Raw genomic sequence first — 14278 nt, 5'->3', positions numbered from 1 at the left:
GCTGCGACTACATGGAAGGTCAGCACTAATAGCATGACACATTGCCATGTAAGAATGCAAAGTCGCGCTCAATCCAACCGGGCCTTCCCTGTGCGTAACACGATGGAAGAGCCACTCTTGTGTCAAAGTGTTGTGGATGGGAAATGGGCCACCGGCCCATTTCCCATCCACAACACTTTACTCTTGAGCGCGCAGGCGCGAAGATTCTTAGAGGTAGGTACGAATAAAGAAATAAATAGTCAGGAGAATGCCAACCACAATCACAAAGATGCGCACATAGCGTGGATCAATCTTGCGCGCATAGTACGCGCCTCCATAGCCGCCCAGGATGGTGCCCACAATCATCAAAAGTGCCTGTGGCCAGAGCACGGCTCCCTTGAAAATAAAGAGGAAGGCCGCTGCCCCGTTGATGACGACTGTCAGCAGTGTCTTGACGCCGTTCATCTCGTGGATATTGTCCATGCCCATCAGGGCCAGCGTTGCCAGCATCAGAATGCCGATGCCACCGCCAAAGAAGCCACCATAGATGGCGATAACGAACTGAGCGATGGCGATTCCTATGAGAGTGGGGATACTGATGGCGGAGCTCCCTACCATGCGAGCCCGCAGGCGTGCGGTAAAGTAGGGGCTGGCGGCGAAGAGCACTGTTGCCAGCAGGAGGAGAAAGGGAAGCAGTTGCACAAAGGTATTCTGAGGTGTCCCGAGTAGTACCAGCGCGCCAATAATGCCACCAACCAGGCTACTGATGAGCAGGATAATCAGGATCGCGGGCCGTTGGCGCCGGATCTCCTGCCAATAGGCACTGGTACTGGCAATAGAGCCTGGCCAGAGCGCAAGCGTGTTTGTCGCGTTAGCCTGAATGGGAGGAAGACCAGTAAAGAGCAGCGCGGGAAAACAGAAGAAACTGCCGCCGCCCGCGACCGAATTGAGTGTGCCACCTATAACGGCGGAGATAAACAGGACGACGATGTCAAGTAATGTCAAGTGCATAGCGAATGCCCCTATTCTATAGGATATGTATTGAGAGATTTTTACTCACTATATCACTTTAGTTGCCTTTTTGTGTGAGTGGCGCTTACCTCGGCTTGCAAGCTCGCCTAATGGGTAAGGGGTATAGTGGCAGACGGGCTCCGCCTGTCTGCCACTATACCCCAGTGTGGTCTTTTTCTCGGGCCCCTAGGACCAACTCAGGGTAAGGGTGTGTGCGTGAAAAAACCTCTCTTGAGAGACTATAATAGCATTAGAGGATAGCACAATAAAATTAGGAGAGATACAAAATGTTTGTAGCTGTCAATAAGATTGCCGTTCCCGCCGAGCGTATGCAGGCCATGATGGAGGCTTTTGAGCGTGAGGCACCCAGAATGAAGCACTTTAAGGGTTATCTGGGCATGGAGCTGTGGAAAGGCGAAGATGACACCGTGCTCGCCGTTTCCCGCTGGGAATCGAAAGAGGCGATGGAGGAATATACCAATCATCCGATGTTCAAAGAGCATCATGGTGGCGGGAGCACAGGTAGCGGCCAGGGTGAGCGCTCAAGCCTGGTCAGCCACTACGAAGCAAAAGTATTGTAAAAGAAATAGAGAACACATGGTGAACAGAGTCTTCGGCTCTGTTCACCATGTGTTCTCTATTTCTTTTACAAGGGTAGTAACTAGAAGGGGTGGCGGATGATGATGAAGATCACGATGATCAGCACCACGATGGCCAGCGTGCCCAGCACGAAGAAGAGGGTCTGGCGCCCGAGCTTGACGCCGCCAATGGGCGCGGCGGACTTCAACCTGGCGCGCTCGGCTTCCAGGCGCTCTTTGCGACGGTCGACACGATCCTGGCGCTTCTGGCGCATCTTTTTCAGGCGGTCATCTTCGCTCTCGGGGCCTGTACCCATCTGCTCCATACGTCGGCGCATGGTGCGGTTATAGCTCTCATATTCCTGTTGTTGTTTAGAAGCCTTGTTGTCGATTGGCTGGCGTGGCTGTGTTGATTTGGCTCCCCGTACAGCGGTTCCGCCGATCTGCGCGCTCCTGGTCGTCTTCCTGGATTTCTTGCCGCTAGTGGCGGCTGGTGGGGTGGGCGTGGTCGCGGGTTGGGCGGACACGCTCTCCGGCTTTGGGGCTTTGTTCTCTTTCGCCATGGCGATGTAACTCCTTCAGTTAAGCCTCGATGTTTGCTTTTGATGACCCATAAATGATCTATAGTATAATGTCGGCCCTGATTATCTCTCATTCATGGTCCCTTGTTCAAGAGGGTAAGAGATCAGGGTTTGGAGAACTGATAGAGCCAGCCTTTGGTCGCGTCAACTGCCAGCTCATAATCGTCAGCCAGGTTCTGGCGGATATATGGGACTAAATGCCCAGTCAGTGCATGGCCATTTCTGATAGCTTCCAGATTCGTTCGAGCCTGCTTGGCGAATGCCGCCATAGAGGCGTAGGGATCGGAGAGCAGAGCTTGCAGGCTGGCCCAGAGCGCCCCCAGTTCGCCGCTGACCCGGTGCATCTCATCACTGGGTTCGAGGCGTCCCATAATTTCAATCATAGCAAAAAGCATATCTTCGTCAACCACACCTAGGTGTTCGGCCATCAGGAGTACGCGCAGGGCATGCGCGATGGTCTCATGTTGCATGGCGATATTGAGTTCGGCATCATTACGCATGCCCCGGTCGTTGAGATTGGCCGAGCCAACGGTCGCCCAGTAGTCATCGATAATGGCGACCTTGGCATGGACATAGATCGGACGATAGTAGCGCTCCGCCTCTTCCTCCTCCTGGTGATCTGTGACCAGGGTATAGACCTGGAGTCGGCCCGCGCCAATGGCGCCGGGAGCCAGCTCTTGTAAATAGCTCAGGCCATCATCGGTAAAGTGGCGCCCCACATTTGGGTGGTCCGGCAGGACGAGCACGATATGGACTCCACGTTCCAGGGCGTCCGCCAGGGCCTGCAAGAGTCGTTCCATGTCCTCGTGTGGTGGGCCAAAGGTTGGGTTGTCCAAGCCGAGAAAGGTTCGCCGCCATAAGTACTGGTTTTCCAGATAGATGAAGTGTTGAGCCTGCTCAATGGCGTGGAGATAGGCCTCGAAAATACTGGCGATACCATCGGGAGCAAAGTCATAGGTCTGGGTGGGGATCGTACGCGTCACCTGAATGGGAATGGCCTCGTGCTTGCGCCCATCGGTGGGTGGCACATCCTTCGAGGAAGCTGACAGGAGCAAGGCCTCATCAAGCTGCTGGCGATCCACGACAGCGTTCCAGCGTTGGTAGAAGTTATAGGCGACATCCCCGACGGCTGGCCCTTCAAAGCGAAAATGCACATCATGCCAGGAGTGAGGCATCTGCCCGTCCAGGCCCTGACGCAAGAGATTATAGTAAATGTGGCCCTTGGTGTCCCAACGGTCAAAGTCTCCATTGCGCTCGGTCATCAGGTCAATGCCGCCAACGAAGGCGTAGCGATTATCTATGACCACCGTCTTCTGGTGCAACGATTGAATGGGATGGTTGAGCAGGTCGCGGTTGCCATTGTCGGTAAGGCAGCGAATGCCGTAGCTCTCGAGCTCTTCTTTTACCTGCTGGGGACCAACCTGTAAAGGGGCCGAGAAGAAGTCCCAGAGCAAGACGCAGACATCGACGCCCTGCCTGGCGGCATAGCCGAGCACGCTGGTGACGGTCAGGGCCTCGCTCTCCTGCCAGAAGGTGATGGCGCTTTCGGAGAGGCCCTTCTTGCGCAGCCAGATAAGTAGCTCTTCTTGTTCGGGGGAGCCATCAGGACCGGCGCGGTGGTGCTTGCCACGTATGACAGGGAGGTTGGGTGTCAGGCCCCAGGCAGCGATATAAATAGAATTTTTCGCGCGTAGAAAGTGGATACACATCTCAAGCATTGTCATACGCCCATCAATGAGAAAGGCGGCCCGGTGTGCTGTGCTGGGAGAGAAATCGCTGGTGGCCCAGCGCTCCTGTTGCCCGGCTTCTTGCTCATCCTGTGATGGCATACTGGTTGTATTCATACGTATATTTTCGCCAATATATTTTCACTAACACTAATATGTATTTGCAAAAGCTTGTAGTATCGTGGCGTGGGGGCGGGCATCGCCTGCTCCACGCCACGACACTACAAGCTTAGATTGCGTTGGGGACGTCGCAGAAGAGGGTTTCGACCTCAAACTGGCGCTCCAGTAGAGGCCCAATGGCCCGGATACCGATCTTCTCAGAATTGTAGTGTCCAATCGAGATAAAATTGGCACCCTCCTCGCGCGCGTATGCCTCGGTCGGCTCGTCGGTCTCGCCTGTCAGGAAGGTGTCACAGCCAGCGGCTATGGCCTCAAGCAGGTAGCCGGGTCCACCACCAGTCACCACTCCCAGGCGACGTACCGTCTGGCGTCCATATTCATAGACCAGGGGCTGAGTGCCAGCCGCTTTGGCGATCTCCTCGACCAGTTCGCGCAGGACCGTGCGTTGAGGCGCGGTCCCTATCGCGCCAATGGCCTTACCGCGAGAACTGGCAAAGTTGACTCCCTCAAGGGTAAAACCGAGTTTTTGTAGCCAGAGCACGTTATTACCTATCTCAGGATGGGCATCGAGGGGGAGGTGATAGCCAAGCAGGGTGATATCGTGCTCAAAGAGGAGCTTGAGACGCCCCTTCATCATGACGCCGATTTCGCGGGGCATATTCTCCCAGAAGAGGCCATGATGGGTAATCAGCATGTCGGCACCCGCGGCGGCGGCCATGCGAAAGCACTCAAGGTTTGCGCTCACGCCCAGAGCCACGCGTCTGACCTCTGGCTTGCCGATGACCTGCATGCCATTTGGGCAGTAATCACGGAAGGCGCTGATATTGAGATGCGTATTGAGAAACTGCACAACGTCATCGCGGAGGGCACTCATCGGACGTTCTCGCTTCCTGTTTGTCTAGGAATTGCATAAGATGTTAAAGCTTTTCGCGCTCAACGAACTCTTTGGCCAGGCTGACCGCACGCTCCTTGTCATCAGAGGCCAGCGCGCCATCAATGACCAGGCTCAGCAGGTACTCTTTTAATGGGCGGAGCCAGGGGCCGGGGCCGCGCTCAAAGAGTTGCATCAGCTCATTGCCATCCAGTGGACTCTTGATGGGAACACGTTCGGCCTCCTCGCGCAAGCGTTGGCAGCGCTCGGTAAGCTCCGCGACGCGTGCGGTTGCCCGCGCGACCTTGTCAACGCGATAGCTTGTAATATCGGCGCTCGAGAGATCGAGCAGTGTTGGTAGATCGTGATCGGCGTCGAGCATTAGGCGGCGTACCGCGCCATCGGTCCAATCGATAGTATAGGCATTAGCGCGCATGTGCAGGCGCACCACGCGGGAGACCGAGTCGATAAACTCGCGGTCAAAGTGCAGGCGCTTGAGAATATCGCGGGCCATGTGCGCGCCGACATCCTCGTGGCCAAAGAAGTGAACCTTGTGATCTTCAACACTCTTGGTGCGGGGCTTGGCGATATCGTGCAGTAGGCCACACCAGCGATTCTTCAGCTTTGGCTGAGTGCGCTCGACGACGCGCAGCACATGGGCGTATACATCCTTGGAGGAGGCCGCGCGCGGAGTAGGCTGCTGACTGACGCCACGCAACTCCATGACCTCGGGCATGATATACTCCATCAGCCCGGCCTCTACCAGGAGATCCAGGCCCTTAGCCGGATGCGCCGAGACCAGGAGCTTGTTCATCTCGTCACGGATACGCTCGCGACTGATCTTCTGTAATTTGTTGGCCTGGCGTTTGATTGACTGCCAGGTCGAAGACTCGATTTCGAAGTCCAGTTGCGCGGCGAAACGAATGGCGCGCAAAAGGCGTAGAGGATCTTCATCGAAGCGCTTATCCGGCTCGTTACCAACGGCGCGTATGATATGCTCCTCAAGGTCCTGGCGTCCCGCAAAGAGATCAATAATGGATCCATTGAGGGGATCGCGTGCAAGAGCATTAATGGTGAAATCACGCCGTTGCAGATCTTCCGCCAGATCGGTTCCAAAGCACACCTCTGGCTTACGCGACTCTGGATTATAGCGTTCGCTGCGAAAGGTCGTAATTTCGATAATGTTGTTGCTCTCGTAAATGAGGCGTACCGTCCCAAAGCGCTCGCCTACCAGGACGACTGCACTTGGCCGCGTGGGAGCCACCAGGCGTTTGATTTCTTCTGGAAGAGCATCAGTGGCCAGGTCGGCGTCGGCGGACTCGCCACGTTGAAGAAGCACGTCGCGTACCGTCCCACCTACCATATACAGTTGTTTGTGCTGAGCACGAAAATCTTGAGCCAGCCTGATAATAATATCTAGCATGCTAACATCTATGCTTTATTTCTTCTTAATGGAGCCTGCCCGATTCCCTGGCGAAGTGATCCATGGCCAGATCAAAGCAGTAAAACTCTACGATTTGAAAATAAGGAAATCCAACCCAGTTTTGCAATGGGATTATTGTATCATGTTCGGATAGTGACTTAAAAGAGGTTTAGCGCATAGGTTTTTCTCTGGACCTATAGCGAAGACATATTTGGCACGTTAATATTCTGAGGCTTTCTCCTCCTGCGAGAGAGGCAAGCTGTCCAACCAGAGCCGCGCTTCCTTGCTTAAGCGATGATGCTGCTGGGCGAAGAAGGTCGCACTGGTATTGCCCAACTGGTGAGCGGTCGTGTAATCTCCCTCGAGGGCCGCGGTACGCGCCAGGCCATAGCGTGCGCGCGCCATGACTTCCTCGCCGATGGAAGGCGTTGTGAGCATCTCCTGGAAATAGACGCGTGCGCGTTGTGGTTGCTGGCGACAGTCCTCTAACTTGCCATACTCATAGAGCAGGTTGCAGAGCTGGCGTGGACGATGAATGTCGCGCGCCAGGGCCAGGCCCTCTTCAAGATAGCCTTCGGCATCTGTGTAGCGTATACAAGCTATCATGGTGGCGCTTAGACCTGTGAGCATATTAATGATCACGCGTTTATTATTCATCATGCGCGCGCGTACCAGGCCTTCCTGGTAGTATTTCTCGGCCTGGGTATAGTCGCGACGGTTGCGCGCAAGTGTGCCCAGACTTTCCAGGCATTCGCAAATTGAGACGGAATGACCTATTTTGCTGGCTAGAGCCAGACCCTCACGCAGAAATGGCTCGGCCTTCTCATATTCTCCACACTCATTGGCAACGTAGCCCAGGTTGCCTAGGATATTGCAGAGGATCTCCTGGGCGTTGATCTGCTGTGCCAGTTCCTGAGCCTCCTGGAAATAGCGCTCGGACTGAGGAAAGTCTCCCAGCTCACCCAGAACACAGCCAATATTGTTGAGGATATGGCATATCTTCTCCCGGTGAGCGATCAGGCTAGCCTGATTGAGGCTCTCAAAGAGCAGGCCCAGGGCCTGTTCATAATCGCCCCGTTCATAGATCAGTGTTCCTAACCGGTGGAGGACGTCCGCGAGATGCTCGCCATTGCCGAGGGAGTGTGCGATTTCCAGACTCTCCCAGGCGTACTCCTCGGCCTGCTTATAATGATCCAGGCTACCATGGGACTGGGCCAGCCCTAGGAGAATATAGGAGAGTTGTTCCTGGTCGCCCGTGTGACGCGTGTGAAGCATTCCGTCTTCAAAATAGGCAATGGCTTCGCTGAAGAGGCCCCGACGGTGCATAATCGTTCCCAGGTGTGTGAGGAGCCTGCTGATAGCGAGCTCATCTTGTTGTTGGTGCGCCAGTTGGAGGCCGCGCTGATAGTATGTCTCAGCCTGGAGATAATTGCCGCGCGTATGGGCGATGCGCCCCAGGTCGCGCAGAAAAACAGTAGCATCCGACAAACGTTGCAGCGAGAGCGCCAGTTCTAGCGCAGTCGAAAAATACTTTTCGGCCTCTGAATAGCGGCCACGCACGAAGAGATAGGGGCTGCTGGCCTTGACGCCACGCAGAAAGGCATCGTGCATCTGACGGGTATGCGCCAGTTCCAGCGCGATATGGGTGTTGCGGCTCTCCTGGTCTAGCAGAGAATAGTCCTGGGTATGCTCCTCCAGGTAGGAGATAAAATACTGCACAAAGCGCGTATAGACCTCGCTATCCTCAAGCAGGACGCGGGCGTAATCGGCGATAGTCTGATGCAGGGTATAGCGATTGGGGCCATTGCTCTCTAGCAGTCCAGCATCCGAAAGTGTATCGAGTACCTCCTGAGAGAGGGCCATGACCGCCAGCGCGGCCTCCTCGGAGAAGCTATTCGGTTTAGCCGGGAAGACAGAGAGAGCGCGTAAGCCGGTGCGTGCAGGTAGATCGAGCAGGGCGTCGCTGACCTCAATAATGGCCTGGAGTGAGACACGGCTCTCGGGCGTAAGGCTGGTATGCCGGTCAATGAGTGAGCGTGGCTCACTGATTTGCAGGCGTTCTCGCGCGTCGCGCAGGCGCGTGAGAGCCGCGTTGATGCGGCGAGGCTGGCGACCATACGAATGAATGCGTAAGTATTTGCCGATCAGGGTCAGAGCAAGAGGGAGGCCGCCAACGGAGCGGACCAGCGCCAGCGCGCTCTCGGTCTCGTCCTGGACCACGTATGGCGCGAGCCGGGCCAGCAGGGCCAGGCCATCATTTTCGGCCAGCTCGTGAACCGGGGTGGTGTTACCAGCGGCAAAATGGAGCGCGATATGGGGAAAGCGAGTGGTCAACAGAAACGCGCAGTTGGGGCCGCCAATCTGGCAGCTCAGGGCATCTTCGACCTGCCAGACATCATCGATAACAATCAGTATACGGCGCTGCCCAATGGCGAAGCGGATGGCCTGTGCCCAGGACTCACAACTCTCCTTATTAGGGAGGGAGGCCTCATCGACATGCAGGAATGTGCCCCAGCGGCTGAGATGTTCCAGGACCTCAGGATGAGGACCAAGCCCGGCCCAGAGAATGCCATCGCTAAAGGTTTGCTGTAGAGAGGGATCATGCACCAGGGCGACGGCCAGGGAGGTTTTGCCCACACCAGGAAGGCCGTTGAGCGCGACAAACGCCGGACCACGAGTCGCGTCGCTCAGCTGGTCGCGAATAGACTGCAAGAGATCATCACGCCCAATGAGTTCGCCATCAATGGCGGATAGAAGAGGGATGGTGGGATCGAGAATGGGATCTGGTGGGATAGGAAGGACGGGTGATAGTTCGCCATCAAAGGCAAGCAGAGCCAGGCTCTCTTCCACAGGCAAGGTCGCGGGCGTCTCCTGAACCAACCCCAGTTCCTCAGCATTTTTACCAAAGAGTTCACAGAGACGTTCGCGGAAAAATGGGTAAGGGAAAGAAAGCCCTCGTTCCCAGCGACTGACCGTCGCGGGATCGGTGCCAAGTTCTTGTGCTACCCTGGATTGTGACCAGCCACGTAGCTCGCGCTCGCGCCGTAAGCGCTGATTTGGTTTCATGCCTGTCATCCCCATGTCAAAACGCAGGCCCCATGGGTGCAAATACTCTGCTTAGCGAAATTTAAAATAAAGCAGGTGACGTGCGAGAGTTTGTAAATCAAGCACATCCTTATAAGGAACGTCGCAAAGTTGTTATGTAGTTGTCTAGTAGTTGTCATTGTACCAGATAATACTGTATATGCATAATTAGGTAGGGGAGACATAGGTAAAAAGGTTTACGTACAAATGGGGTAAAGAGAGTAAAAGGAAGTCAAACATGAGTAAACTCGTGATGATCATTGATGACTCTCCTACGGTACGGAAGATCGTCGAGATAAGTTTGCGCCGCGAAGGTTTTCGTGTCGCAGCATTCAATGATGGCGTCGAGGCATTGCAGGCAGTGACGAATCGTGAATTGGAGCGCATTCCAGATCTGGTCATCCTGGACATTGATTTGCCCAAGATGAATGGCTATGAAATTGCACGGTATTTAAGATCGAAGTCTGCCTGGAGCAATACGCCGATTATTATGCTGTCGCGGCATAATGGCGTTGTAGACCGCTTGAAGGCGCGCCTGGCTGGTGTTCAGACGTACCTATCGAAGCCATTTACGACCCAGATGATTCGCGAAGCCGTCAATGCAAGCTTAAAATTAACCCGAGAGGCGCAAGCTGTGTAAAAGCGCCCAGGCGCTTATTGGTTTAAGCTTGGTAGTTTATTAAGCTACCACACAGCTACGGCGAAGAGACTATTTTCTAACCCAACCCGCCTCGCATCACCGGGCAAGCCGAGGAAACTCTCCTCGGCTTGCCTCTATATGTTTGTATGAAATCTTTCTTGCTTCAGGCTCCCATAGCCATTTTTTGCTATAAAGGCCCTTCTGGATTGATATTGCTTGACTAGAACCTATCTTCTGGTATACTTAGGAAAATATGTTCTAGAACTCTGCTAGAAAGGAGGAAGGGTCATTGGATACTATGCAGACAAGAAGGGAGCCACGTCCGCTGATGTATGATCCAGCAGAAGAAGATGACGCTATCTACGAAACCCGGTCGAGGACAAGTACACGGAGGTATCGCTCAAACCCGCCGACACGTGAGCGCAATACGCGCGACGATGTCATGATTGATCGCAAGGCTGTTCCCCAGCGTAGGCGTTCGGGCCAGACGCGAGAGATGCCTATGGTTGAGGTCCCCGTCCGTGAGTCACGGGACCTGAAGCGTGAGCGTCCAAAGGCAAAAAAGGGCAATCCCGCCCTTTTGATTATGGTCATTGGTATGGCCTGTACCGTGTTGTTGATTATCGGGATGAGCACGCTGGCTTCCTGGTGGCATGTTTACCAGGATGATCTGCACTATGGTCGCCCGCGAACATCTCAGTTTGACGCCGTGGTTGGCCACAATGATAGCGCACAAAATAAAACTCATTTCGTCATTATCAATTTAAATCGTCGCATCCAGATTATCGAGATTCCCGGTGGCGATCCCTCAAAGTCACGTATGTTTACTGGCCCCTCGCTCGTGGGCGATGGTCAGGATCTCACACCCGCCTGGGGCGAGGCCAAAGACGTGAACGGCGATGGAAAACCCGACTTAATCGTGCATGTGCTTGATCAGCAATTCATTTTTCTCAATGATGGATCCACTTTTCACCAACAGCACTGATTAATTTCTTCTTTTTATAACCTGACACCCCCTTTGGGATGCCAGGTTTTTTCAGGGGCTGGCAGGGTGTGTTATTGTGCAAAAATAAAGCTTACTATGAATTATGCTATTGTCTTATGTGCCTGTGCTTTACCCCACCTTAATATGTATAGTTTACAATAGTGTAGAGTTAGAAATGCATCCAGAGAGGTGAATATGCGTGAAGGAATGCATGAGGAGGCCCTCTATTTCTGGGCGATTGGAGATATGCACTACCGGGCCATGCCAGCCTGGCATGAGGTGCACACGCAGCGTTTGCAGGTAATGTTTGCTGATCTGCGCGCGCTCTGGCAGGAGGAGGGGGAGCCTGCCTTTTGTGCCGTCCCGGGCGACCTGGTGGAGACTTGCGCGCCCGCTAACTATGAGCTTGCCCGGGCCTGCCTTACTCGGGAGCTGGGCGATATCCCTTTCTATCCGGGTGTGGGCAATCATGAATTTCATGACCCCGATGGCGAAGACCCGGCCATCATGCTAGAAACTTTTCACCACTTCTGGCAGCGGCCCCCGCGCTACAGCTGGCAGGTGGGAGGCGTCACTGGCATCATGCTCGACTATCCTGATCCACATATGCTCCAGGACCCGGCCTATATCTATGTCTCGCGTGAGACGCTGGCGTTCCTGGACGAGACCTTGATGGCATCTCGCGGGAAGCCAGCCGCTATCTTCTTTCATGCTCCACTGCGCAACACTGTCCTGGATCGCGACCCACATGTCGGTCGTGACTATAACTCCATGCAGAACTTCTTCTCGCCCGAGAACTCGCAGGCCGTGCGCGATATCCTGGCGCGCCACGACCGGGCCTGCCTCTTTCTCAGCGGGCATACCCATACTGGCTGGGAGGCTCCGGGGCTCGTCAAGAGTGAGCAGTTGGGGCAGAACACGGTGACCTTTGTCAACCTCATGTCGCCCTGGTATACAGGGAATCAAGGCGCGGTCCGTATTGATAAGGAGCTGCAAACCGTGACCTATATCCCCGATGAGCCGGATGTAGTGGTGAGTTTCGCCTTTCAGATAAGAGGGGAAGAGGCGCTGATCCGCGTGCGTGAGCACCGCTCCCGGCGCTGGCTCAAAGAGTGGCGCGTGAGTATACGCTAAACAAGGCTTGCTTACTTTACTGTTCGCCTGGGAGAGCGTATTCCCTGCTTCGCACGAGTCACTTCTTCTTCCTCCTCGAGTCCAAGGAGATGATGCACAATATAGAGGGGGCGTGCACGTACCTCATCGTAGATACGTCCCAGGTATTCTCCGATGATGCCGAGAAAAATGAGCTGTATGCCTCCCATAAAGAGCACCATAATCAGGGTCGAAGCCTGTCCTACAATTGCATCTGTGAAGAGACGTAGCACAATCGCAATAATGATGCCTATCAGGCTTAAGAAAGCCAGGATCATGCCGAAAGTGGTCGCGATTTGCAAGGGCAGGTGACTGAAGCTGGTAATGGCATCCATAGAGAAGCGGAGCATTTTCTGGAATGGATATTTGGTTGTTCCGGCGAAGCGCTCATGGCGGTCATAAAGAACGGCCTCCTGGCGAAAACCAACCCAGGCTGAGAGGCCGCGCATAAAGCGATGATGCTCACGCATGGAGATCAGGGCATCCACAACGTGACGATCCAGCAGGCGAAAATCACCTACATTGCGCGGAATCTCGATAGAGGTGATGCGACTAATGAGGCGGTAAAAAAGCGAGGCGGTGAGAAGCTTGAATTTTGTCTCGCCATCGCGTTTGGCGCGTTGAGCATATACGACTTCGGCCCCCGCCTTCCAACGTTCGACCAGCTGTAGAATGATTTCGGGTGGATCTTGTAGATCGGAGTCAATAATAACCACAGCCTGTCCCTGAGCGTAGTCGAGTCCCGCTGAGATCGCAACCTGGTGCCCAAAGTTGCGCGAGAAATCAACCACGCGCACGCGAGTGTCTTGCCGATGAAGTGACTGCAAAATCTGGTAAGAGTTATCGCGACTACCATCATTGATCAAAACTAGCTCGAATGGTTCTTGTAACTGTTCCATAACAGCTACGACCCGAGCGTAAAAGTGGGGAATGGTCTCTTCCTCATTAAAGATCGGAGCAACAATTGAATACGTTGGTTGGGTGGTAGATGGTGTAGTTGAATTTTCTTCTTGTTGGGCAACCATTGTACGTTTTTCTCCTCGTACCTTTAGGCCTTTTTCTTTCTTAGCAAGTAGCCTTTCAGGCATAAGTTTACCATGATATTTCTAGCTATGATAGTAGTGGGAGGTTTTTACTGTTGAGGCTGAGCACACCTGTTTCTTAAAACAAGAAGAAGCCTGTGGAGAACACTCCACAGGCTTCTCACCACCACCTCTCATCACCACCCGTTCCGGTTTCTATCAAGAAGAATGTGCATGCCTGGCTCTTCCACTTACCACTTCCCCCAATATCCATCTACCTGGCTCAAGATAGATAGTGGCATACCCATTTGCATCCCTGGTGCCAGTACCTGCGCTACCACCCTTCGTCACGTCCCCATTTTCAGGTATCTGAGCAGAAACAACCCTTACCACATAACCACCGCTACTTCTTATATGAAAACCAGCGCCACTCACGTGGCAAGCGCTATGCGCTCAGGTTTCCAGATAGGTCGTAGCCAAGAAAACCACTACGAGACCAATTACCCCTCTCCCCACTTTACGAAGTCTGGCCGTGTCCCCATGACTGACCACTTCCGCCGCGTATATGGCGCCCCATGCACCTGGCATCCCCTCTCGCATCCGTTCCGCCACACTTCCAGGCTCCCCTCACTACATCATCAAAAGTGACATTAAAAGTCTATATATCACGACGTGCGCAACACAACTCACCACCTGGGCGCCTGTCACGCCTGCACATCCTCACGCTCCACCCTAGCGCCGTCTCCCCGGCCATCCTTCGCTTACCCCAAGTATTGGTCAGATATCTCACCACCCTACCAAATGACGATAGTACCCACTATTTCACGCGGAGAGAGCTTATTACGCATGAGTCACTCACTCACGACCCATTGCGTGTTGTAGCGGCCCTCCACGTCATCTACGCTTGTGTCTTTGTGATACCCCTGCTCCCACCTGGCGACATCCCCTTTATCGTTTGACTCCAAGCTCACCACTTCCCATCTACCATCTTCCTATCGACCCCCACCGACACTTCCTACCTATAGGACCGCTGTCTTGCCTCGACGGACCTGCTCCCCTCCACTCTTCCACGACTCCCCACCACCAGGAGCAGATCCTTATCCCA

At 54.2% G+C, this 14278-nt stretch carries 11 protein-coding genes; 4 read left to right on the top strand and 7 right to left on the bottom strand.

Annotation, left to right across the window (positions count from 1 at the left end; translation table 11 throughout):
• Positions 1-207: 207 nt before the first annotated feature.
• Positions 208-990 (bottom strand): sulfite exporter TauE/SafE family protein, encoded by a 783-nt coding sequence (locus KRAC_RS16180; RefSeq protein ID WP_007908745.1) that lies wholly within the window; start codon positions 988-990, stop codon positions 208-210.
• 287 nt (positions 991-1277) lie between these two features.
• Here KRAC_RS16180 and KRAC_RS16175 point away from each other — a divergent pair, with 287 nt between their 5' ends.
• Positions 1278-1571 carry an antibiotic biosynthesis monooxygenase family protein gene (locus KRAC_RS16175; RefSeq protein ID WP_007908743.1) on the top strand — a complete coding sequence of 98 codons (294 nt, stop codon included), beginning with the start codon at positions 1278-1280 and terminating at the stop codon, positions 1569-1571.
• An 80-nt stretch (positions 1572-1651) separates the two neighbouring features.
• Here KRAC_RS16175 and KRAC_RS16170 read toward each other — a convergent pair whose 3' ends face one another.
• From KRAC_RS16170 to KRAC_RS16150, 5 genes are all read right to left on the bottom strand, one after another.
• Positions 1652-2131: a hypothetical protein gene (locus tag KRAC_RS16170; protein WP_007908741.1), complete on the bottom strand. Its 480-nt coding sequence runs from the start codon at positions 2129-2131 to the stop codon at positions 1652-1654.
• 122 nt (positions 2132-2253) lie between these two features.
• A complete protein-coding gene (locus KRAC_RS16165) occupies positions 2254-3993 on the bottom strand; it encodes a phospholipase D family protein (protein ID WP_007908739.1) in 1740 nt (579 codons plus the stop codon).
• A gap of 112 nt (positions 3994-4105) precedes the next feature.
• Positions 4106-4870, bottom strand: coding sequence for a Nif3-like dinuclear metal center hexameric protein (locus KRAC_RS16160; RefSeq protein WP_007908737.1), 765 nt, complete (start codon positions 4868-4870; stop codon positions 4106-4108).
• 43 nt (positions 4871-4913) lie between these two features.
• Entirely contained in the window at positions 4914-6290 is a 1377-nt protein-coding gene (locus KRAC_RS16155; RefSeq protein ID WP_007908735.1) for a CCA tRNA nucleotidyltransferase, read from the bottom strand.
• 219 nt (positions 6291-6509) lie between these two features.
• Complete coding sequence (locus KRAC_RS16150) at positions 6510-9356, bottom strand: helix-turn-helix domain-containing protein (RefSeq protein ID WP_007908733.1); 2847 nt, start codon at positions 9354-9356, stop codon at positions 6510-6512.
• A 256-nt stretch (positions 9357-9612) separates the two neighbouring features.
• Here KRAC_RS16150 and KRAC_RS16145 point away from each other — a divergent pair, with 256 nt between their 5' ends.
• From KRAC_RS16145 to KRAC_RS61685, 3 genes are all read left to right on the top strand, one after another.
• The gene (locus KRAC_RS16145; protein WP_007908732.1) at positions 9613-10014 is read left to right on the top strand and encodes a response regulator; all 402 of its coding nucleotides are present in this window, start codon (positions 9613-9615) and stop codon (positions 10012-10014) included.
• Between the two features lie 289 nt (positions 10015-10303).
• A complete protein-coding gene (locus tag KRAC_RS61690) occupies positions 10304-10999 on the top strand; it encodes a hypothetical protein (protein ID WP_157506476.1) in 696 nt (231 codons plus the stop codon).
• 195 nt (positions 11000-11194) lie between these two features.
• Positions 11195-12133 carry a metallophosphoesterase family protein gene (locus KRAC_RS61685; protein WP_007908730.1) on the top strand — a complete coding sequence of 313 codons (939 nt, stop codon included), beginning with the start codon at positions 11195-11197 and terminating at the stop codon, positions 12131-12133.
• An 11-nt stretch (positions 12134-12144) separates the two neighbouring features.
• On the opposite strand, the gene KRAC_RS16130 is transcribed toward KRAC_RS61685, so the two are convergent.
• Positions 12145-13176, bottom strand: coding sequence for a glycosyltransferase family 2 protein (locus tag KRAC_RS16130; RefSeq protein ID WP_007908729.1), 1032 nt, complete (start codon positions 13174-13176; stop codon positions 12145-12147).
• Positions 13177-14278 lie beyond the last annotated feature (1102 nt).

Origin of the sequence: Ktedonobacter racemifer DSM 44963, assembly GCF_000178855.1 — a bacterium.
GTDB classification, from domain to species: Bacteria; Chloroflexota; Ktedonobacteria; order Ktedonobacterales; family Ktedonobacteraceae; genus Ktedonobacter; species Ktedonobacter racemifer.
Note: the sequence above shows the minus strand (reverse complement) of the source record. Positions and strands in the feature narration are given on the sequence as shown.